The organism is Nonomuraea sp. NPDC001636 (assembly GCF_040298265.1).
In the GTDB taxonomy this organism is placed as follows: Bacteria; Actinomycetota; Actinomycetes; order Streptosporangiales; family Streptosporangiaceae; genus Nonomuraea.
This window is the reverse complement of record NZ_JBEOZT010000007.1, coordinates 44,992-63,850: the sequence shown is the minus strand read 5'-3', so window position 1 is coordinate 63,850 and position 18,859 is coordinate 44,992. Positions and strand designations below refer to the sequence as shown.

Below are 18,859 nucleotides of genomic sequence, written 5' to 3'. Positions count from 1 at the left end.
AGGGGTTATGGCAAGATCTGCGCTGGTCGTCATCGACATGCTGAACCCGTACGAGCACCAGGACGCCGAGCGGCTCGCCCGGCAGGTGGAGCCGATCGTCGAGCCGCTCGCGGACCTGGTGGCGCGGGCCCGCGAGCGGGACGACGTCGAGCTGGTGTACGTCAACGACAACTACGGCGACTTCGCCGCCGACCGGCGGGAGATCGAGGAGCGGGCGATGAAGGGCCGGCGGCCGGACCTGGTGCAGCCGGTCCTGCCGCCGCCGGGATGCGCGTTCCTGCCCAAGGTGCGGCACAGCGCGTTCTTCGGCACGTCGCTGGAGTACCTGCTGGCGCAGAGCGGGGTCGAGCGGGTGGTCCTGGCCGGGCAGGTGACGGAGCAGTGCGTGTTGTACAGCGCGCTGGACGCGTACGTGCGGCACTACGAGCTGACCGTGCCGCCCGACTGCGTGGCCGCCATCCATGACGATCTCGGGCAGGCGGCGCTGAACATGATGGAACGCAACATGTCCGCCCGGCTCACCCCGTCCGGCGACTGCTTCACCCGATGAGCCGGGCCGTGCGGTCGGCGACGATGTGCGGCTGCTCGGCCTGGACCAGATGGCCCGAGAGGACGTCCTCGTGGCGCCCGTCGGGCAGGCTGTCGGCGTAGCGGCGCTGGTGCTCGCGGTTGGCGGCGTGCTGGCGCTCCCGCCCTCGGGCGGCGCGGGTCACCGACAACACGATCGTCGGGCAGTGCGGCGGCCGCGGGGGTCGTGCCCGGAACTGCGGGATCGCGGCGGTCACGGCCCGGATCTCCTGGCGCGTCCAGGCCACCCCGGCGGGGGTGAAGTCCTCGGCGAGCATGGTCCGGTAGGTGTCGGCGGGGAACAGCCGCCGGACGTTCCCACTGAACAGCCGCGCCAGCGGACGGAACCGGCTGAGCGCCTGCGTCACCGCCATCACGCGGTCGACCTGCGCGGCGGTCCGGTCCCAGGTGTCGTACACCGGCGAGGTCTCCGGCAGGACGTCGGCCAGCAGCAGCCCCCGCAGCCGGGGCCCCAGCAGCTCGGCGGCACGGCGCGCGACCAGCCCGCCCATGCTGTGCGCGACCAGCACGAACTCCCCCGGCACGACGGCCTCGGTCATCGCGACCAGGTCGGCCGCCAGGTCGTCGATGCCGAGCGGCCCGGCGGGGCCGCTGCGCGCGCGCCCGGCCCGGTCGTAGGTCACCAGCCGCGCCCTGCTCGCCAGCAGCGGCGTCACCGCGTCCCAGCAGGTGCGCCCGCAGCCGCCGCCCGCCTCGAACACCACCGGTAAGGGCCCCTCACCGGTCTCCTCGACATAGACGTGCCGGCCGTTCACCGGCACCGTCCGCCCCGGCACGTCCCGCATGCCGCCTCCTCAGCTCAGCGAACCGAACGTTTTCATTTTGGATAACGGTATCTCATATGAAATCGTCAGGCCATGGATCCTGTCGAGCAGCTGCTGCATCCCGTACGGCTGCGCATCGTGCACGCCGTGGCCGCCGCGGGCACGATGACGATCGCGCAGCTCTGCGCCCGCATGCCCGAGGTTCCCAAGATCACCGTCTACCGCCAGGTCGCGCACCTGACCGAGGGCGGGTTCCTGGAGATCGAGGGCGAGCAGCGCGTACGCGGCGCCACCGAACGCCGCTACCGGCTGCGCCAGGACCGTCCCGCGATCGACGCGGGGGCCGCGGCGTCGATGTCGCTCGACGACCACCGCAGGGGGTTCGCCGCCGCCATGGCCGTCCTGATCGCCGAGTTCGACGCCTACCTGCGCCGCGAGGGCGCCGATCCGGTCGCCGACTCGGTCTCCTACCGGCAGGGCACCGTGTGGCTCAGCCCCGGCGAGCTCGCCGCGATGCTGACCGACCTGCTGGCGGTGCTGGGCGACCGGCTGGGCAACGCCCCTGCCCCCGGCCGCGCCCCCTACCTGCTCAGCGCGATCCTGTTCCCCTCCGGCGAGCCGCCCGCGCACGAGACCGGCCGGTAGCCCGAGGTCGTCCCCATCCCGGGCAGGCGCGGCACGCCCCTCGGGGGGTTTCGCGGAATTTCCGGCCGAATGTCGTATCAGGGTGCTTAGGATTTGCTCACTGACGGATGAGCGGCCGCACGCACGGTCGGCTCGTTCACGGCGGGGCTGGTACCGGCCAACAGGACGAATCAGGCGGTGACCATGGGCGAGTCCTTCGGGCTGCACGTGCCGATCGGTACGAACCTGGCTCATCTGCGGAGCCTGGTGCGCGCTTTCGCCGTGGAGGCGGGGCTCGACGGACAGCGGGTGGAACGGCTCGTGCTGGCGGTCAGCGAGGCGGCCGGCAACGTCCTGGAACACGCCCAGGCGCCCGGCACGGTGAGCGCCCGCAGCGACGAGGACGGCGTGACGGTGCACGTGATCGACGAGCGCGGCACCCTGACGGACGCCCACCTCAACCGCGTCCCGGCCTGGCCGCCGCAGCGCGGCATGGGGCTGTGGATGATGCAGCGCGTGTGCGACCGGGTGACGCTCGACCATCCGGACGGCCGTTCCCGGCTGGAGCTGTTCATCCGCCGCGCCCCCACGGACCAGGACGGGCAGCCGTGAACCCCTGGGCACGCCGCCGTCGACGGCGAAGCCCATGACGCGGCAGAGCCGGCGAGCGGCGGGGGGCGCCAAGTCGGCACGGGAAAATCGCGTGCGCCCCGGCGGCGGCCGGTGTTGCATGTCCGGATGATCGACGAACCGCTGGACCGCCTCCGCGCCGCCGCACGACGTACCCGCGAACTGGCCCTGGAACGGGGGTCCACCGGCGTGGGCCACGAGGACGCCGACGACGACGCCGGCACCATCGGCACCGACGGCGCCCTCGGCTTCGACCCGTTCCCCCTGCTCGAAGCCCTGCACCGGCATCGCGTCCGGGCCGTGGTGATCGGGCAGGTCGCCGGCATCATGCACGGGTCCGCCGAGCTGACCGGCGACCTCGACCTGCTCTGGGACGGCCGCCCCGCCCACGCCCCGGCCCTGGCCGCCGCCTTCGCCTCCGTCGGCGCCCGGCTCGCCGACGAGACGGGCGGCCCGCTGCCCCTGCACCCGGACTCCCTGCTGCGCCCGAAGACGCAGTTCGCCTCGCCGGGGGCCGGCGGCGACTGCTGCACCCCGGCGCTCCCCTGGGGCGGGCTTCGGGTCGGCGAGTGCCTGGACCGCGCGCTGACCGCGACCGGCCCCGGCGGCCTGGAGGTCCACTACGTCACGCGGGAGGACCTGATCCGGATGCGCCGCGCCCTGGGCCGGCCGAAGGATCTGCGCCGGGCGGCCGAACTGGAGGCCTGACCGGCGGCGCCCCGGCGGAAAACGAGTCGTCGGGGCAGGCGTCGTTCGAGTAGGTTCGCCGTTCATGACCCCTACTCTGCGCACCGAGCGGCTGCTGCTGGAGCCGTACGTCCCCGCCGACGAGGACGCGTTCGTCGCCATGTTCCAGGATCCACGGGTCACGCGATGGATGGGGGACGGCACCGCCACCGAGGCCGAGGACCGCGCGCTGTTCGGCCGCATCTTCAGCAAGGTCTACGCCCAGGACCTGTTCGCCGTCTGGGCCGTACGCCGGGACGGCGAGCTGGTCGGGCACGCCGAGATCAAGCCGACCGACACCGTGTCGGGTCACGAGCTCATCTACGCGCTGGTCCCCGCGGTGTGGGGGGCGGGCCTGGGCCGGGAGCTGGCCGAGGCGATCGTCGGCCACGGCTTCGACGCCCTCGGCCTGACCGAGGTGCACGCCACCGTCGCGCCGGACAACCTCGCCTCGCTGGCCGTGCTGGGCAAGCTCGGCTTCGAGCACGTGCGCGACATCACCGAGGACGACGGCGGCACCACCCGCGTGCTGACCCGCCGCCGTCCGCCGGTCACTCCACCGCGCCCGTCCGCGTGAGCAGGTCCCGGTACCAGGCGTCGTACGGATGGTTGGTGGCCGGGTAGTTCGCCGGCGGATCGGTCGCCTGGCCCGCCGAGTCGAAGTCCCAGCCGCGCACGAGCCGGCCCGCCCGCCGCGCGTCGGTGACGAACGACGACTGCCCGGCGGGCGCCGCGTAGAACAGCGCGTCCTGCCGCAGCTCCGCGCTGTCGCCCTGCTGGAACTCGGCGAAGGCGACCTGCCGGTAGCGGATGCGGTCGCCGGTGAACGCGTCGGTGTCCACCCGCAGGGTCCGCGACGGGGTCGGGCCGTCGGCGCCGGTCCACACGTGCACGCGGGGCGCGCCGCCGGAGGAGGTGGTCTTGTCGTGGCGGGCGTCGGAGGTCCTGGCGTTGCCGCTCCACGCGACGCTCGCCGCGCCGGCGTCGAGCGCGCCGGACCACTCCCAGTTCTGGCTGTTGCTCTGGCTGCGGTGGATCTCCCGGAGCCGGGTCCCGCCCGCGTCGGCGAAGCGGACGGTCGGCAGGACGCCGTTGTCGTACTGCCGGCTGGCGGACCAGGTGATCTCGCCGGCGGCGTCCAGGCGTCCGACGCGGTACCAGAGCGTGGCGGCGTTCTGCGACTGGTGGACCTCGACCAGGTCGCCGTTGTCGTTGAGGGCGACGGCGGGGGTGACGCCGCTGTCGTACCTGCCGTGGCGCAGCCAGGTCACCCGGCCGTCGGCGCCGTACGCGCCGGTCCAGTACCACAGCGCTCCGGCGCCCGAGTCGTGCACCTCCACGACCTGGCCGCGGGCGTTGGCCGCGACGGCCGGGTTCGAGCCGAGGTCGCGCTTGTACAGCGTGCGGGTCGTGCCGTCGCCGGAGATCACCGCGAGCACGCGGCCGCGCAGCGCGTCCACGGCAGGCGGGCCGGCCGGGTAGTCCTCGGCCCGCAGCAGCCGCGGCCCGAAGGCGGCGACGAGCTCGTCGTTCAGCGCGGCCGGGTTGCCCGCGGCGTGGGACGGGTTGTCGGTCAGGTCGTCCTTGAGGTCGAGGGCGACGACGATCGGCGCGGCCGTGGGATGCCCCGCCGACCAGCCGGCGATCACCGCGAGCCAGTCGCCGAGGAGGTTGGAGGCCGGGTTGCCCGCGTGGTCCACCTCGTCGCCGGGGGCGTCGTGGCCGACGGAGTAGTCGCGGGCGGTGGCGTAGCCGTTGTCGTGCACGTCGAGCTCGACGAAGCGCACGCCGTGGTCGAGCTGGTAGGCGATCGAGTTCCGGGCGCCGGCGATGTTGCCCGAGTAGCTGTTGTGCGTGGCGCGGAAGACCGCCGAGGGTAACGGCACGTCCGCCGCCGCCTCGGCCGATCCGCCCGCCGTCAGGACCGAGGCCGCGGCGGCGAGGGCTGACAGGACGGCTCTCGAACGGTGCATGCGCTGATCCTCACGTCGGGGGGCGATTGCTCCCAGACAATACGATCACGGCCCGCCGGCCAACCCCGCCGGACGAACCGGCGGGGTTGGCCGGAGGGGCGGCGCGGAGTGACCTGGCCTGGCGCGGCGCGCCGGAGGTCAGCGGTCCTCGTGGACGCGGCCGAACTCGACCGCGGGCGCGCTGCCGGCGAAGTTGCGGTCCACCTCGGCCCGCTCGGCCGCGCTGGGGGTGGCGTTCGTGCAGCTCACGGGGGCGCTGGAGCCGGACATCAGGTCGCCGCAGAGCCCGGTGCGCCGGTCCGGCAGGCCGAGGATGTGGCCGATCTCGTGGGTGGCGATCCGCAGCGGGTAGTAGCCCTGGTTGACCGCCTGGCGGCCCATCCAGATCGTGCCGCGGCCGAGGCTGGTGGGCAGCGTCCTGGGCCAGTTGTTGTCGGCCAGGACGACGAAGCTGGCGGGCGTGCCCTGCATGAGCCGGACGTTCACCACGTTGGCGTTCCAGACCTGGGCGGCCTGGTCGATCACGTTGACGAACTCCGCCGACCGGGAGGCGTCGTACCGCAGCACCCGGACCAGCACGGCGGCCTGGGCCGGCGAGGTGACCAGCAGGAAGGAGAGGGCGAGGACGACGGAGAGCGTGACACGGAGAGACCTTGACACGGATCCTCCTCCAGAAGTTGGGGGGTCCTGTCACGGTAGGCGCGCACTCCGGGGTCAGAAAAGTAGCTATTAGTGCATATTGCCGCGATATGCCGACGACGGCCCCGGCTTGTCGATCCGCGCAATACTGGGCGGTTTGCACGCATAAAAGGAAGATTGTCGTGAGTTGATCAGGGCAGGGGGGCCCGGATGTCCACCCCCGATCTCGTCCTGGCCCTCGGCGGCGCCGCCGCGCTGCTCGCCGCCGTCCTGCCCGGCCTGCTCGCCCGCCGGGCCTTCTCCCCTCCCCTGGTCTACCTGCTCGGCGGCATGGGGCTGTACCTGCTGCCGATCGGGCTGCCCGAGCCCGACCCCGTCGCCCACCGGGCGGCCGTCGAGCACATCACCGAGATCTGCGTGCTGGTCTCGCTCATGGGCGCGGGGCTGGCGCTCAACCGGCGGATCGGGTTACGGAGCTGGTCGACGACCTGGCGGCTGCTCGGCTGGGCGATGCCGCTGACCGTCGCCGGGGTCACGGCGGCGGCGTACGGCGTGCTGGGCTGGCCCGTCGCCGCCGCGCTGCTGCTGGGGGCCGTGCTCGCACCGACCGACCCGGTGCTCGCCTCCGACGTCAGCGTGGGCGAGCCCGCCGACGCCGAGAACGCCGACGACGAGGTCCGCTTCGCCCTCACCTCGGAGGCGGGCCTGAACGACGGCCTGGCCTTCCCCATCGTGTACGCCGCCATCGCCCTGGCCACCGCCGGCGGCCTGGGCTGGACGGGCGAGTGGGCGCTGACGGACGTGCTCTACCGGATCGTCGCCGGGGTCGTCTGCGGCCTGCTGATCGGCCGCCTGCTCGGCCGGCTGTTCTTCCACTCCCCCGCCGAGGAGCTGCGCCTGGCCGAGCGCCGCGACGGCTTCGTCGCCCTGGGCGCCACCCTGCTCGCCTACGGCGTCACCGAGCTGGTCGGCGGCTACGGCTTCATCGCCGTGTTCGTCGCCGCCTGCGCCATCCGCCGGGTCGAGCACGGCCACGGCTACAACAACGTCCTGCACGGCTTCGTCGAGCAGCTCGAACGGCTCTTCACCTCCTGGCTGCTGCTCCTGCTCGGCGGATTCGTCGCCGCCGGCGGCCTGGCCCCGCTCACCTGGCGCGGCGCCCTCGTCGGGGTGCTGCTGATCCTGGTCATCCGGCCGCTGGCGGGCCGGCTCTCCCAGGTCCGCGGCCCGGCCGGCCCCCGCGAGCGGCGGGTCATCTCGCTGTTCGGGATCCGGGGCGTGGGGTCGCTGTTCTACCTGGCGTACGCGCTGGGTCACGCCGACTTCGGCGTGCCGCCCGAGGAGCTGTGGGCGGTGACGGCCTTCACCGTGGTGCTCTCGGTCGTCCTGCACGGCATCACCGCGACCCCGGCCATGGCCCGCCTCGACGCCCTCCGCGAGCGCCTGACCACGGGCGCCCGGGGGTAGGACGCGGCCTCGCGGGGAGGGGGCCGCGAGGCCGCGTCACCATCCGGCTACCGCAGGACGGACGTCCACCCGGGGCGGCCGGGCAGCGGGCTCGGGCCCGGGACCCGCCTGAGCGACAGCTCGTCCGGCGGGACGGCCGGGCAGCGGGCGCCCTGGGCGGGCAGGTCACGGGAGAGCAGGTAGCGGTCGAAGGCGGCCGTCGTGCACTCGCCGCGCCCGTAGATGCCGTGCCCCCACCCTTCGTAGGTCAGCAGCCGGGCCTGCCGGCCGGCCTGCCGCGCCGTGGAGGCCGCCCACACGTACGGCGTGGCCGGGTCGTGCAGGGCGTTGCCGAGCAGCAGCGCCGGCGAGCCGTCCACCCTGAGCCGGTGCTGCCGGTTGGGCGTGGCCGTGCCCTGGCAGGCCAGCGCGAGCGGGTGCGCCGCGGCGCTGACCAGCATGTCCGGCGCGACGGCCGCCGACCGGCGGAGCAGCCGGTCCCAGTCGCGGTAGCCGCGGACGGGCAGCGCGTAGTCCTGGCAGAAGACGATGCTCGCGTCGTTGACGGTCTCCCCGGCGGCCCGGACGGGCGGCGCGAGGAGCGGGCTGACCGGGCCGGCGCCGCTCTCCATGGCGGCCAGCAGCTCGGCGAGCTGACTCCAGGCCGGGCCGTAGAACGCGCCGAAGGCCAGGCCGATGAGGTCGAGCCTGCGCAGCTTGACGTCCGGCTGCCCGGGGAAGGTCAGCTCGCCCCGGTCGGCCCTGGCCAGCAGCTCGTGCCACACCGCGCGGACGTCCCTGCCGTGCAGCGCGCACGAGCCGGTGCGGCCGCACCAGGCCACGAACTCGTCGAAGGAGTCCTGGGCGGTCCAGGCCTCGGTGTCCAGGAACGCCTGGGTGCCGAGGCTGTGGTCCATGTTGCTGTCCAGCGCGAGGGCGCGGACGCGGCGCGGGTAGCGCTCGGCGTAGAGCTGGCCGATCAGGGTGCCGTACGAGACGCCGTAGTAGGTCAGCTTGTCGTCGCCGAGTGCGGCGCGCAGGGCGTCGAGGTCGCGGATCACGTAGCCGGTGTGGACGTTGTCGAACAGCGGGCCGGTGCGCCGGCGGCAGTCGTCGCCGTAGCGCCGGTTGAAGGCGAGCAGGGCGTCCCAGCCGGCCTGGTCCTTGATCGACAGCGGGTCGGGCGCCTGCTGGGCGAGCTCCAGCGAGCAGGTGACGGGGTGGCTGCGGCCCACGCCGCGCGGGTCGAAGCCGACCACGTCGAAGCGGCTGGTGATCTCGGGGGTGAAGCTGAGCCAGTTGTTCACCACGGCGTCCACGCCGGAGCCGCCGGGGCCGCCGGGGTTGATCACCAGCGACCCGATGCGGGCGGCCGGGTCGCTCGCCCGGCGCCGGGCCAGGGCCAGCTCGAACGTCCCGGCGCGCGGGTCGTTCCAGTCGATCGGCACGGTCAGCGTCCCGCAGTCGGCCGTGGGGTCCTCCGCGCACGGCGCCCACCGCACGGCCGGGGCGGTGGTGGCGGCGGCCGCGGGGACCGGCGCGAGCGGCGCCGCGAGGGCCGATAAGAGGGTGAGGATCAGGACTGGTCTTCGCATGGCGACTCCCATCGGTCGGGGACCTGATCATCGATCAGTTCCTCCGACAAGACCATCCGACTGGAGGAGGAGACCGGAGTCATCCCTGAGTACCTTCCGCCCGGCCGCCCTTCGGACGGCGCGCGTACGCGGGCCTCGCGTCAGGTCACCACGACCACATGCCGACGCGTACGTCCACGCCCGGGGAGGCGTGCAGGAGGGGCGGGCCGGCCGGGTCGGGCAGGCCGGCGGCCCGCAGCAGGTCCTGGTCGAGGGCGGTCAGCTCGACGTGCTGCAGCGGCCACGGCGGGTGCTCGACCTCGGCCGCGGCCAGCCGGCCCGCCACCCGGGTGAACAGCCGGTGGCGGGCGGTCAGGAAGTGCGCGAGCTCGTCCTGCTCGTCCTCCCGCAGGACGCCGCCCACCTCCGCCTCGGCGTCGCACCGCACGCCCAGCGTCCCCGGCCACCGGCGGCGGCAGCGGTAGCGGCGGCGCCGCCGGTCGATCCGGACCGACATGTCGGACCAGTGGTAGGGAAGCCCGTAGCCGGAGCGCCCGCCGAGCACGGCCGGCAGCCGTCCCGCGTCCAGGGACAGGAACCAGACGCCGGAACGGCCGCGCGCGTCCCGCACGTACGTGCGGCAGTTGGTCTCCGGGAACGCCGACAACCACGGCACGGCGGGCAGGCCGGGCACCCGAACGTCCTCCATGAGGAACGGCGTCACCCCCACCCACGCCGACCCGTCCATGGTCTCGACGGCGAGCTCGTCCGGCACCAGCCCACGGACCGCTTCGACGGGGTAGCGCCAGTGCAGGAACGTGATGTGCGCCCACCGGTGGCACATCACCGGCAGCGCCACGCGCGGCGACGGCGGCGCCTTCACGCCGGACGCGGGGTGCGAGGGGTGTGGCGGTGCTCCATCCAAGTCTCCTCACGGCGGGTGCGGACCGCCGCCTGCCCTACCCGGGGCATTCCACCCCAATCCCCGCCTCCGGAACGCGTGACGGGAAGGGCGGAGGCGCGAGAACCTTGGGGCGAGGACGGCGAGAGGGATCGGTGCACATGCCTGAGTGGCTGGAAGCGGGGACATGGGGGCTGGTCGCCGGAGGCGCGCTGGTCCTCGGCGCGGCCGTGGCGATGCTGGTGCGGGTCCCGGCGCGGGCGATCGCCGCCGTCATGGCCTTCGGCGCCGGGGTGCTGATCTCGGCGCTCTCCTTCGAGCTGCTGGACGAGGCCGAACGGTCGGGCGGGCTGCTGCCCACCGCCGTCGGCTTCCTGGCCGGAGCGTGCGCGTACGTGGCGGCCAACGTGATCCTGGCGCGGCACGGCGCCCGGCACCGCAAACGCTCCGGCGACCAGCAGCCCAGCGAGGCCGACGCGCAGGGCAGCGGCGCCGCCATCGCCGTCGGCGCGCTGCTCGACGGCATCCCGGAGTCGGTGGCGCTCGGGCTGTCCCTGCTGCACGGCGGCGAGATCGGCCTCGCCGTCGTGGCGGCGGTGTTCGTCTCCAACGTCCCCGAGGGCCTGTCCAGCGCCGCCGGCATGCGACGGGCCGGGCGCAGCCCCGCGTACGTGTTCGGCGTCTGGGGCGGCATCGCCGTGGTCAGCGGCGTGGCGGCCATGATCGGCTACCTGACCCTCCGGTCGGCCTCCCCCGAGGCCATCGCGCTGATCACCGCGATCGCGGCCGGCGCCATCCTGGCCATGGTGGCCGACACCATGATCCCGGAGGCGTTCGAGCAGGCGCACGTCCTCACCGGGCTGATCACCACCGTGGGCTTCCTGTCCGCCTTCGCCATCGAGCGCCTGGCCTCCTGACGGCGAGCGCGGCTCACGGCCGGGCGGCGGTCCAGGGGCCCGGAGGGAGGTGGACCGTCATGATCAGGTCGCAGCTGCCGTCGCCCTCGCCCCGGTAGCCGTGCGGGGCGTCGCCGTCGAAGGTGGCGGTCTGGCCCGCCTCGACGGGGTGCTCGGCGCCGTCGAGGACGAGCGTCATCCGCCCGGAGACGACGCTGAGGGTCTCCACCACCCCGGCCTGGTGGGGTTGGCTGGGGTACTCCTCGCCGGGTTCCAGCCGCCAGCGCCAGACCTCGACCGGGGCGGGGCCGGTGGTGGTCAGCATGAGCCGGGCCTGGCCGCCGCGCGGCCCGGTCCACAAGGGGGCCACGGCGTCGGCGGCCACCACGCGCAGCCGGCCCTCCGGCGGCCCCTGCATCAGGGCCGAGACCGGGATGCCCAGGGTGTCGGCCAGCCGGACCAGGGTGGCCAGGTTGGGGTTGCCCTGCGCCTTCTCCAGCGCCACCAGCGCGCCCTTGCTGACCTGGGCGCGCCGGCCGAGCTCCTCCAGGGACAGGCCGGCGCGGGTGCGGGCGGCCTTGACGTTGTGGGCGACCGTGCGCAGGGCGCTGGCCGGCTCGGCCATCTGTTCACCTTCCTCGCGGGGCGGACCGGTGAAATGTACTGCGCGGTCGGTCCGTTGTGCTCCGACAGTCAGTCTAATGTACTCTTTGGTCGTTCCGCTGAATGTCCGGGAGGTGTCGTGATCGCTCTGCTGCTGGCTCTGGGCAGCTCGCTCGCCTACGGCTGCGCCGACTTCCTCGGCGGCCTGGGCGCCCGCAGGGCCCACGTGCTGCGTACCGTGATGGTCGCGGCCCCGGCCAGCCTCGCGGTCGAGCTGCTGCTGTGGCCGATGCTCGGGGCGTCGTTCAGCCCCGCCGCGCTCGGCTGGGGCGCGGCCTCGGGCGTCGCCTCGGCGGCCGTGTTCGCCCTGCTCTACCGCACACTGGCGATCGGTCCGATGAACGTGCTGTCGCCGGTGACGGCACTGGTGTCGGCCGCGCTGCCCGTCGCCGTGGGGCTGCTCCAGGGCGAGCACCTGTCGGCCGCCGGGCTGGTGGGGCTGCCGCTCGCGCTGGTGGCGGTCGTCCTGGTCAGCGCGGGGCACGGCGCGGGGTCGGCGCGTCCGTCGCGGACGGCGCTGCTGCTCGCCTTCGGCGCCGGGTCGGCGATCGCCCTCCAGCTCGTCTTCCTGCACCAGGCGCCGTCCGACAGCGGGGTGGCGCCCTTGATCGTGGGACGGGCGGTCTCCTCGGCCGTCACCCTGGCCGCGGCCGGGCTGCTGCGCCGCCGGCTGGGTCCCGAGCGGCCCGCGTACGCGCTGTCGGCGACCGCGGGCGTGCTCGACTCGGTGGCCAACCTGCTGTTCCTACTCGCGGCCCGCAGCGGCGACCTGGCCGTGGTGGCCGTGGTCACCGCCCTCTACCCGGCCGGCACGGTGCTGCTGGCCCGCGGCGTGCTCGCCGAGCGCATCCACCGCGGGCAGCTCGTCGGCCTGGGCGCCGCGGCCCTCGCCGTCAGCCTCCTCGCCCTGCCCTGAGCCCTGCCCGGCGACCCGCCCTGAGCCCTGCCCGGCGGCCCGCCCGGCGTCAGGAACGTGCGGCGGCGACCACGGCGACGGACAGCGGGACCACCGCCCACGCGCCGAGCACGGCGAACGCCGCCCAGGTCGGCATGACGTCCGGCACCTGCTCGATGAGCTGGAGGGCCGGGTACCCGGGCAGGACCCGGTTGACCACGTCGCCGCCCGGCAGCACGCGGGCGGCGAACGGCGCCACCAGGACGATCACCACCAGCGCCGCCGTCGCCACCGCGCCGTTGCGCAGGACCGTGCCGAGCGCCAGCCCGAGCAGGGTGGCCACGACGATCATGAGCGTGCCGCCGGCGACGACCGTCCAGGCCCCCGCGGGCAGCACCGAAGGGTGGAACTCCGCGGCGACGAACCGCCCGTACAGGTATCCGGGCACCGCGATGAGCAGCGAGCCGGCCACCGCGACGCCGCCCAGGACGACCGCCTTGGCCACCAGCACGCGCGCCCTCGACGGCATCGCCACGAACGTCACGTCGATCATGCCGGACGTGTGCTCGCCGCTGGCCGTCATCGCGCCCAGCATGCCGAGCGGGAGCTGGGCCACGACCACCCCCACGTACACGGCGACCACGACCCCCATGGCCGCCTGGTCCGCCGTGCGGCCCGGGTCCCAGCGAGAGATGACGGTGGCGGCGCCGAGCACGGTGAGCGCCAGCGACACCAGCACCCCGACGCCGAGCGCCCACCAGGTGGAACGCAGGGTCCGCAACTTGATCCACTCGGCCGCGAGCGCGTTCACCGCTCCCCCCGTCCGACGAGCTCCATGAACGTCTCCTCCAGCGAGCCGCCCGGCCCGACCAGCTCGCCGAGCGCGGCGTCGGCGCGCAGCCTGCCCCCCGCCATGACGACGAGGTGGTCGGCCGTGACCGCCATCTCGCTGATGAGATGGCTGGACACCAGCACGGTGCGGCCCTCGGCGGCCAGCGACCTGAGCAGGCCGCGCATCCACCGGATGCCCTCGGGGTCGAGCCCGTTGGCCGGCTCGTCGAGCACCAGCACCTCGGGGTCGCCGAGCAGCGCCGCGGCGAGGCCGAGCCGCTGCTTCATGCCCAGCGAGAACCCGCCGACGCGCCGCCCGGCCGCCCCGCCGAGCCCCACGAGCTCCAGCAGGGGGCCGATGCGGGCCCGGTCGAGGCCGTTGGAGCGGGCCAGCCACCACAGGTGCTGTTCCGCGCGCCGCCCGCCCTGCACGGCGGAGGCGTCCAGCAGCGCGCCGACCTGGGTGAGGGGCCGGTCCAGCGCGCGGTAGGGCAGGCCGTTCACGGTGGCCCGTCCGGCGGTGGGCCGTTCGAGGCCGAGGAGCACGCGCATGGTCGTGGTCTTGCCCGCGCCGTTCGGGCCGAGGAAGCCGGTGATCCGGCCGGGCCGGACCGTGAAGGAGAGGTCCTGCACGGCCGGGGTCCGGCCGAAGCGTTTGGTGAGTCCGGTGACTTCGATCATGTTCCTCACCCTCCACGGCTTCCGGCCCGGCGCACATCGGTCCTGGGACCGATACGGGCGGCGTGGCCGCCGGGCTAGGTTCGTGCCGTGCGCCAACAGATCCGTCCGCCGCTGCTGAACCGGGTGCCCGCCTGGGGCTGGATTTCGCTCGACGCCGTCGTCGCGCTGGTCGTCGCGCTCGGCTACGCCGGGCTCACCTGGTCGCGGAACCCGGCCGAGCCCGGTGTGCCGGACTTCGCGGCGGCGCTGGCGGCCGGGCTGCCCGTGGCGGTCAGGCGGTTGTGGCCGGGGCCGGTGTTCGTGGTCGTCCTGCTGGGCGGGCTGGGCATGCGGGAGTTCCTGCTCCCCCACGCCGAGCTGCTCTGCCTGCCGCTCGTGCTGTACACGCTGGCCACGCGGCACAGGGCCGTGCTGCCGCTGCTGGTGGCGGGCGCGGTCGCCGCGCAGGGCGTGGCGGAGGTCCCCATGACGGCCGCGGTCCGCGACCGGATCGGGCTGGCGCTGGCGATCCTGCTCGCCGCGTGGGCCGCCGGCACGGCCGTACGCCAGCGCGGGCTCTACACCGGGCAGCTGGCCGCGCAGGCCGAGGAACGGGCCCGCGCGGAGGCCGTCGCCGAGCGGCTGCGGATCGCCCGGGAGCTGCACGACGTCATCGGACACAGCCTCAGCACGATCGCCGTGCAGGCGGGCGTGGCGGGCCACGTGGGCGGGGCGGAGGAGATGAGCCGCACGCTCGCCTCGATCGAGGAGACCAGCAGGTCGGCCCTGCGGGAGACCAGGCAGCTGCTCGGCGTGCTGCGCGAGGACGACGCGGCCGAGCTCGCCCCGGCCCCCGGCCTGGCCGATCTCGACGCGCTCGTCGCGCGCACCAGGGCGGCGGGCCTGGAGGTGGAGCTGTCCATCGACGGCGCCGTGGACGGCGAGATGGAGCCGACGGTCTACCGGATCGTCCAGGAGGCGCTGACCAACGTGCTCAAGCACGCCGGCGCCCGGCACGCCCTCGTCCGCATCGAACGCCGGCCGGACGCGCTGACCGTGGAGGTCACCGACGACGGCACGCGCGGCCGGGCGCGGCCGTACGGGCACGGCCTGACCGGGTTGCGCGAGCGCGTGCGCGTCTTCGGGGGCGAGTTCGAGGCGGGCGTCCGGCCCGTGCGCGGTTTCCGGGTGAGAGCGAGGCTGCCGCTGTGATCAAAGTGCTGGTGGCCGACGACCAGGCGCTCATCAGGGCGAGCTTCCGGCGGCTGATCGACTCCACGCCGGGGTTCCAGGCGGTCGGCGAGGCCGCCACGGGCGCGCAGGCGGTGACGGCGGCCGGACGCGACCGTCCCGACCTGGTGCTGATGGACGTGCGCATGCCGGAGATGGACGGCATCGAGGCCACCCGCCGCATCTGCGCCGAGCGGCCGGAGACGCGCGTGCTCATCGTCACCACCTTCGACCTCGACGACTACGTCTACGGGGCGCTCCGGGCGGGCGCGGCGGGCTTCCTGCTCAAGGACACGCCGCCGGCCGAGCTGATCAGGAGCATGGCCGTGGTCGCGTCCGGCGAGTCGCTGCTGGCGCCGACCGCGACGCGGCGGCTGGTCGAGCGGTACGTGCGGCCACCGTCCGGGGACGGCGGCCTGGACATCACCGAACGCGAGCGCGAGGTCCTCGTCCTGGTCGCCAGGGGCCTGTCGAACGCGGAGATCGCCGGCACCCTGTTCGTCAGCATGAGCACGGTCAAGACGCACGTCAGCAGCCTGCTGACCAAACTCGGCGCCCGCACCCGCGTGCACCTGGTCATCGCCGCCTACGAGGCCCGCCTCGTGTGAGACCCGCCTCGTGTGAGACCCGCCTCGTGTGAGGTCCGCCGGTTCCGCTTGCGTGACTATTCATTGAATGTATAGTCGTGATCATGTCAACCGGTCACGTGCTGCTCGGCTTCCTCGCCGAGCGGCCGAAACACGGCTACGAGCTCAAGAAGGAGCACGATCACCGCCTCGCCGGCGCCAAGCCCCTGGCGTACGGGCAGGTCTACGCCACGCTGCAACGCCTGGAACGCGACGGACTGGCGGAGGTGGCCGAGACGCAGCAGGAGGGCGGCCCCGAGCGCACCCTGTTCGCGATCACCGATGCCGGCCGGGCGGAGCTGGAGCGGTGGCTGAACACCGTCGAGCCGTCGGCGCCGTACGTCGCCGGCCCCCTGTTCGCCCGGGTCGCCGTCGCGGGGAAGGCCGCCGACGGCTACCTCCTGCGGCAACGCGAGGCCCACCTGGCCCGCATGCGGGAGCTGACCGCCGAGAAGGCGACCGGCTCGCCCGCCCAGGTGCTGGCGGCCGACTACGCGCTCCAGCACCTCGACGCCGACCTGCGCTGGATCGAGACCGCGCTCGCGCGGACGAAGGAGGACACCGATGCTTGAGGCCAGGGGCCTGGGCAAGTCGTACGGCGGCACCAGGGCGCTGAACGGCGTCTCGCTCGCGATCGCGGAGGGCGAGATCGTCGCGATCACCGGTCCGAGCGGCGCGGGCAAGTCGACGTTGCTGCACTGCCTGGCCGGGGTCGTCCGGCCGGAGTCCGGCGAGGTCGTCCTCGACGGCACGCGCATCGACACGCTGCCCGAGGACGACCTGACCCGGCTGCGACGCCAGAGCTTCGGGGTCGTCTTCCAGTTCGGCGAGCTGGTGCCCGAGCTGACCGCGGCGGAGAACGTCGCGCTGCCGCTGCTGTTCAACCGGCACGGCAGGCAGGAGGCGATGACCGCCGCGGCCGAGTGGCTGGCCCGGCTGGAGGTGTCCGGCTGCGCCGGGCGGCGCACCGGCGAGCTGTCCGGCGGGCAGCGGCAGCGGGTCGCCATCGCGCGGGCGCTGGTGACCGGCCCGCGCGTGGTGTTCGCCGACGAGCCCACCGGAGCCCTCGACACGCTCGGCGGCGAGCAGGTGATGGGCGCGCTGCTCGGCGCGGCCCGCGCCGGCCGGGCCGCCGTCGTCCTGGTCACCCACGACAACCGGGTGGCCGCCTACGCCGACCGCGAGATCCCGCTGCGCGACGGCGCCGTCCTGGTGGGGGCGGAACGATGATCACCGTGGTCGTCGCCCTGGTGACGCTCGGCGGGGTCCTGTCGGGGGCCCGCGCCGGCCGGCACGTCGTCACCTCGCCGCTGGGCGTGACCCGCCGCGCACGCGTGCGGGGGCCGCGTGTGCTGGACCTGGTCCTGTTCGCGGCGGGCGTGGGCCTGCTCGTCCTCGGGCTGTCGGTCAAGGGCCGCTTCCCCGTCGCCGGCAAGTACGGGACGGCGACCGCCATGGCGGCCGGGCTGGTCCTGCTGCTGATCGGCGCGACCCTGGCCGCGACCTGGCTGATCAGGGCGTACGCCCGCCGGGCCGGCCGGCGGGCCCGGTCGCCGGAGACGCTGCTGGCCGCGCGGCTGGTCGAGGCCGACCCCCGGGCGTGGGCCAGGGCCCTGTCGGTGGTGAGCCTGACGGTCTTCTTCGGCGCGGGGGCCGGGGCCCAGCAGGCCGCCGCCGGCTACTCCCAGGGCCACGCCCTGGTGGACGTCGCGCTCCTGCTGGCCCTGGTGACGTCGTCGATCGCGCTGGTGGTGCACCAGGCGGAGGAGCTGATCGACCATCGCCGCTCGTTCGCCGCGCTGGCCGCCGCCGGGGTGCCGGAACGGGCGCTGGGCGGGGTGCTGGTGCGGCAGGCGGTCGTCGCGGCGCTGCCGGTCTGCGTGGTGGCGGCCGTGTCGGGGGTCGCCGTGGTGGTGCTCTCCCTGGCGAGCGTGTACCGCGTCGAGTCGCTGCCGTGGGCGCTGACCAGGGCCGTCCTCATGGCGGGCGTCGGGGTGCTGGCCGCCGTGGTCGTCGCCCTGGCGGCCCGCTCCCTGCTGCGCGGCGCCCTGCGGTCCGGCACGCGGACGTGACCGGCCTCCGCTGACACCGCCTGCCCCCTGGCCGTCTACCGGTGAGCCGCCTCCGCCGGCCGGGGGGCGACCGGCTGCCTGAGCAGCGTCTTCGGGTCGGGGTCGGTGAACTCGGTCAGGTAGATCTCGTGGTGCAGCCCGTTGGGCACCAGCCCGTGCTCGGCCATGAACGCCTCCATCACCTCCAGCGACCTCTTCTCCTCGCTGTAGGGCCCCTCGTGCAGCAGCTCCACGCACTGGCCCTCGGTGAAGGTGACGACCTGGACCCGGTCCACGGCCGCTCCCGACGGGCGGGCCCGCTCACGCGCCGCCTCGGCCGCCCCCGGTTCGGGCATCCCGGGCAACGGCAGCAGCAGGTGCCACCGCCACTGGTCGCGCGGGGTCTCCAGCGGCGGCAGCGAGGTGTCCTCCACCCACCACCGCCCCTCCAGCGGCCCGGTGGCGCCGCCCATGGCGGCGGCCACGGCGTACAGGGCGCCGATGGCCGACAGGTGCTCGGCGCCGCCGGGCTCTCCCATGCCCGTGACGTTGAGGCAGGTGACGGGATGGCAGTGGACCAGTCGCGGGGTCATGGATCCTCCGGGTAGATCTGGGTGGAATCCCCCATAGCGTGGACTCTCCCCGTGGGGGAGAGTCCAATCAGCGTCATCCTCACCGACGCCGTCCACGCCGTCCGACCGGCCGCCAGCACCACAGATCCGGAGGATGTCCCATGACCACGCCGACCCCTCCCGCCGCGCTCCCCGGTTCCGGCCTGCACACGGCCAAGATCCTGGTCGCCGCCTACGCCGCGCTCAGCCTGCTGACCGTCGCGGCGATCGCCGTCCTGTCCACCGTCGCGCCGTCGCTCGTCACCCCCGAGGCATGGGGGCGCGGCGTCATCGTGGCGGCGACGTCCGTCCTGACGTTCGTGTTCGCCCGGCGCGCCCAGGGTGGCGGCGACCGGGCGCTGCTGCGCCTGCGCGTCGTGCTCGTCGTGATCCTCGTCGCGGTGGTGGGAGTGCTGCTGTTCCTGCCGCTGCCGGGCTGGATGGTCGCCGAGCAGGGCGTCTGCGGGGTGCTGCTGCTCTGCGCGGCGGTGCTCGCCTTCCGCTTCCGCCCCGCCCCTCCCGCCGGCTGAC

General features: G+C 74.4%; 23 protein-coding genes. 14 read left to right on the top strand and 9 right to left on the bottom strand.

The features are described from left to right. Positions 1-7: 7 nt before the first annotated feature. Positions 8-550, top strand: coding sequence for a cysteine hydrolase family protein (locus ABT158_RS16060; protein WP_352353796.1), 543 nt, complete (start codon positions 8-10; stop codon positions 548-550). Here the strand turns inward: ABT158_RS16060 and ABT158_RS16055 are convergent. After that, a complete protein-coding gene (locus tag ABT158_RS16055; RefSeq protein ID WP_352353794.1) occupies positions 540-1,373 on the bottom strand; it encodes an alpha/beta fold hydrolase in 834 nt (277 codons plus the stop codon). The two genes, ABT158_RS16060 and ABT158_RS16055, sit on opposite strands and share 11 nt — an antisense overlap. Positions 1,374-1,445: 72 nt before the next feature. Here ABT158_RS16055 and ABT158_RS16050 point away from each other — a divergent pair, with 72 nt between their 5' ends. The 4 genes from ABT158_RS16050 (at position 1,446) to ABT158_RS16035 (ending at position 3,909) form a co-directional block, all read left to right on the top strand. Continuing rightward, positions 1,446-1,997 (top strand): helix-turn-helix domain-containing protein, encoded by a 552-nt coding sequence (locus ABT158_RS16050; RefSeq protein WP_352353792.1) that lies wholly within the window; start codon positions 1,446-1,448, stop codon positions 1,995-1,997. Positions 1,998-2,180: 183 nt separating this feature from the next. Then, entirely contained in the window at positions 2,181-2,588 is a 408-nt protein-coding gene (locus tag ABT158_RS16045) for an ATP-binding protein (RefSeq protein WP_352353790.1), read from the top strand. A 126-nt stretch (positions 2,589-2,714) separates the two neighbouring features. Then, a complete protein-coding gene (locus tag ABT158_RS16040; RefSeq protein ID WP_352353788.1) occupies positions 2,715-3,314 on the top strand; it encodes a hypothetical protein in 600 nt (199 codons plus the stop codon). A 64-nt stretch (positions 3,315-3,378) separates the two neighbouring features. Continuing rightward, positions 3,379-3,909, top strand: a complete 531-nt coding sequence (locus ABT158_RS16035) for a GNAT family N-acetyltransferase (protein WP_352353786.1) — start codon at positions 3,379-3,381, stop codon at positions 3,907-3,909. On the opposite strand, the gene ABT158_RS16030 is transcribed toward ABT158_RS16035, so the two are convergent. Continuing rightward, positions 3,884-5,305, bottom strand: a complete 1,422-nt coding sequence (locus tag ABT158_RS16030) for a PI-PLC domain-containing protein (RefSeq protein ID WP_352353784.1) — start codon at positions 5,303-5,305, stop codon at positions 3,884-3,886. The two genes, ABT158_RS16035 and ABT158_RS16030, sit on opposite strands and share 26 nt — an antisense overlap. A gap of 138 nt (positions 5,306-5,443) precedes the next feature. Further along, positions 5,444-5,965, bottom strand: a complete 522-nt coding sequence (locus tag ABT158_RS16025) for a snapalysin family zinc-dependent metalloprotease (protein WP_352353782.1) — start codon at positions 5,963-5,965, stop codon at positions 5,444-5,446. 189 nt (positions 5,966-6,154) lie between these two features. On the opposite strand from ABT158_RS16025, the gene ABT158_RS16020 reads away from it, so the two are divergent. After that, positions 6,155-7,411 (top strand): cation:proton antiporter, encoded by a 1,257-nt coding sequence (locus tag ABT158_RS16020; protein ID WP_352353780.1) that lies wholly within the window; start codon positions 6,155-6,157, stop codon positions 7,409-7,411. Positions 7,412-7,458: 47 nt separating this feature from the next. Here the strand turns inward: ABT158_RS16020 and ABT158_RS16015 are convergent, their stop codons facing one another. Both ABT158_RS16015 and ABT158_RS16010 read right to left on the bottom strand, forming a co-directional pair. Then, positions 7,459-8,985 carry an alpha/beta fold hydrolase gene (locus ABT158_RS16015; RefSeq protein ID WP_352353778.1) on the bottom strand — a complete coding sequence of 509 codons (1,527 nt, stop codon included), beginning with the start codon at positions 8,983-8,985 and terminating at the stop codon, positions 7,459-7,461. Between the two features lie 145 nt (positions 8,986-9,130). Further along, positions 9,131-9,889, bottom strand: a complete 759-nt coding sequence (locus tag ABT158_RS16010) for a YqjF family protein (RefSeq protein ID WP_352353776.1) — start codon at positions 9,887-9,889, stop codon at positions 9,131-9,133. Positions 9,890-10,026: 137 nt separating this feature from the next. On the opposite strand from ABT158_RS16010, the gene ABT158_RS16005 reads away from it, so the two are divergent. Beyond that, positions 10,027-10,782, top strand: a complete 756-nt coding sequence (locus tag ABT158_RS16005; protein WP_352353774.1) for a ZIP family metal transporter — start codon at positions 10,027-10,029, stop codon at positions 10,780-10,782. A gap of 13 nt (positions 10,783-10,795) precedes the next feature. Here the strand turns inward: ABT158_RS16005 and ABT158_RS16000 are convergent, their stop codons facing one another. Beyond that, positions 10,796-11,386, bottom strand: a complete 591-nt coding sequence (locus ABT158_RS16000) for a helix-turn-helix domain-containing protein (RefSeq protein ID WP_352353772.1) — start codon at positions 11,384-11,386, stop codon at positions 10,796-10,798. 117 nt (positions 11,387-11,503) lie between these two features. Between ABT158_RS16000 and ABT158_RS15995 the strand changes: the two genes are divergently transcribed. After that, positions 11,504-12,340 (top strand): EamA family transporter, encoded by an 837-nt coding sequence (locus tag ABT158_RS15995; protein WP_352353770.1) that lies wholly within the window; start codon positions 11,504-11,506, stop codon positions 12,338-12,340. A gap of 49 nt (positions 12,341-12,389) precedes the next feature. Here ABT158_RS15995 and ABT158_RS15990 read toward each other — a convergent pair whose 3' ends face one another. Beyond that, positions 12,390-13,130 carry an ABC transporter permease gene (locus ABT158_RS15990; protein WP_352353768.1) on the bottom strand — a complete coding sequence of 247 codons (741 nt, stop codon included), beginning with the start codon at positions 13,128-13,130 and terminating at the stop codon, positions 12,390-12,392. Further along, complete coding sequence (locus ABT158_RS15985; RefSeq protein ID WP_352353766.1) at positions 13,127-13,831, bottom strand: ABC transporter ATP-binding protein; 705 nt, start codon at positions 13,829-13,831, stop codon at positions 13,127-13,129. The genes ABT158_RS15990 and ABT158_RS15985 overlap by 4 nt, the downstream gene beginning before the upstream one ends. A gap of 87 nt (positions 13,832-13,918) precedes the next feature. Here ABT158_RS15985 and ABT158_RS15980 point away from each other — a divergent pair, with 87 nt between their 5' ends. The 5 genes from ABT158_RS15980 (at position 13,919) to ABT158_RS15960 (ending at position 17,738) form a co-directional block, all read left to right on the top strand. Beyond that, a complete protein-coding gene (locus ABT158_RS15980) occupies positions 13,919-15,022 on the top strand; it encodes a sensor histidine kinase (protein ID WP_352353764.1) in 1,104 nt (367 codons plus the stop codon). Continuing rightward, a complete protein-coding gene (locus tag ABT158_RS15975; protein ID WP_352353762.1) occupies positions 15,019-15,648 on the top strand; it encodes a response regulator in 630 nt (209 codons plus the stop codon). Before ABT158_RS15980 ends, ABT158_RS15975 begins: the two co-directional genes overlap by 4 nt. 83 nt (positions 15,649-15,731) lie before the next feature. Further along, positions 15,732-16,238, top strand: a complete 507-nt coding sequence (locus ABT158_RS15970; protein WP_352353760.1) for a PadR family transcriptional regulator — start codon at positions 15,732-15,734, stop codon at positions 16,236-16,238. Beyond that, positions 16,231-16,896, top strand: coding sequence for an ABC transporter ATP-binding protein (locus tag ABT158_RS15965; RefSeq protein ID WP_352353758.1), 666 nt, complete (start codon positions 16,231-16,233; stop codon positions 16,894-16,896). The genes ABT158_RS15970 and ABT158_RS15965 overlap by 8 nt, the downstream gene beginning before the upstream one ends. After that, positions 16,893-17,738 carry an FtsX-like permease family protein gene (locus tag ABT158_RS15960; RefSeq protein ID WP_352353756.1) on the top strand — a complete coding sequence of 282 codons (846 nt, stop codon included), beginning with the start codon at positions 16,893-16,895 and terminating at the stop codon, positions 17,736-17,738. The genes ABT158_RS15965 and ABT158_RS15960 overlap by 4 nt, the downstream gene beginning before the upstream one ends. A gap of 35 nt (positions 17,739-17,773) precedes the next feature. Here the strand turns inward: ABT158_RS15960 and ABT158_RS15955 are convergent, their stop codons facing one another. Next, a complete protein-coding gene (locus ABT158_RS15955; protein WP_352353754.1) occupies positions 17,774-18,310 on the bottom strand; it encodes a hypothetical protein in 537 nt (178 codons plus the stop codon). 140 nt (positions 18,311-18,450) lie between these two features. Here ABT158_RS15955 and ABT158_RS15950 point away from each other — a divergent pair, with 140 nt between their 5' ends. Then, the gene (locus ABT158_RS15950) at positions 18,451-18,858 is read left to right on the top strand and encodes a hypothetical protein (protein ID WP_352353752.1); all 408 of its coding nucleotides are present in this window, start codon (positions 18,451-18,453) and stop codon (positions 18,856-18,858) included. Position 18,859 lies beyond the last annotated feature (1 nt).

Bases quoted from the DNA above. Each gene is read 5' to 3' on its own strand.
- ABT158_RS15985 (WP_352353766.1), bottom strand. From the start codon at position 13,831: ATGATCGAAGTCACCGGACTCACCAAACGCTTCGGCCGGACCCCGGCC.
- ABT158_RS16015 (WP_352353778.1), bottom strand. From the start codon at position 8,985: ATGCGAAGACCAGTCCTGATCCTCACCCTCTTATCGGCCCTCGCGGCG.
- ABT158_RS16005 (WP_352353774.1), top strand. From the start codon at position 10,027: ATGCCTGAGTGGCTGGAAGCGGGGACATGGGGGCTGGTCGCCGGAGGC.
- ABT158_RS16000 (WP_352353772.1), bottom strand. From the start codon at position 11,386: ATGGCCGAGCCGGCCAGCGCCCTGCGCACGGTCGCCCACAACGTCAAG.
- ABT158_RS16040 (WP_352353788.1), top strand. From the start codon at position 2,715: ATGATCGACGAACCGCTGGACCGCCTCCGCGCCGCCGCACGACGTACC.
- ABT158_RS15970 (WP_352353760.1), top strand. From the start codon at position 15,732: ATGTCAACCGGTCACGTGCTGCTCGGCTTCCTCGCCGAGCGGCCGAAA.
- ABT158_RS16045 (WP_352353790.1), top strand. From the start codon at position 2,181: ATGGGCGAGTCCTTCGGGCTGCACGTGCCGATCGGTACGAACCTGGCT.
- ABT158_RS15950 (WP_352353752.1), top strand. From the start codon at position 18,451: ATGACCACGCCGACCCCTCCCGCCGCGCTCCCCGGTTCCGGCCTGCAC.
- ABT158_RS16030 (WP_352353784.1), bottom strand. From the start codon at position 5,305: ATGCACCGTTCGAGAGCCGTCCTGTCAGCCCTCGCCGCCGCGGCCTCG.
- ABT158_RS15965 (WP_352353758.1), top strand. From the start codon at position 16,231: ATGCTTGAGGCCAGGGGCCTGGGCAAGTCGTACGGCGGCACCAGGGCG.
- ABT158_RS16035 (WP_352353786.1), top strand. From the start codon at position 3,379: ATGACCCCTACTCTGCGCACCGAGCGGCTGCTGCTGGAGCCGTACGTC.
- ABT158_RS15960 (WP_352353756.1), top strand. From the start codon at position 16,893: ATGATCACCGTGGTCGTCGCCCTGGTGACGCTCGGCGGGGTCCTGTCG.
- ABT158_RS16020 (WP_352353780.1), top strand. From the start codon at position 6,155: ATGTCCACCCCCGATCTCGTCCTGGCCCTCGGCGGCGCCGCCGCGCTG.
- ABT158_RS15955 (WP_352353754.1), bottom strand. From the start codon at position 18,310: ATGACCCCGCGACTGGTCCACTGCCATCCCGTCACCTGCCTCAACGTC.
- ABT158_RS16060 (WP_352353796.1), top strand. From the start codon at position 8: ATGGCAAGATCTGCGCTGGTCGTCATCGACATGCTGAACCCGTACGAG.
- ABT158_RS16055 (WP_352353794.1), bottom strand. From the start codon at position 1,373: ATGCGGGACGTGCCGGGGCGGACGGTGCCGGTGAACGGCCGGCACGTC.
- ABT158_RS16050 (WP_352353792.1), top strand. From the start codon at position 1,446: ATGGATCCTGTCGAGCAGCTGCTGCATCCCGTACGGCTGCGCATCGTG.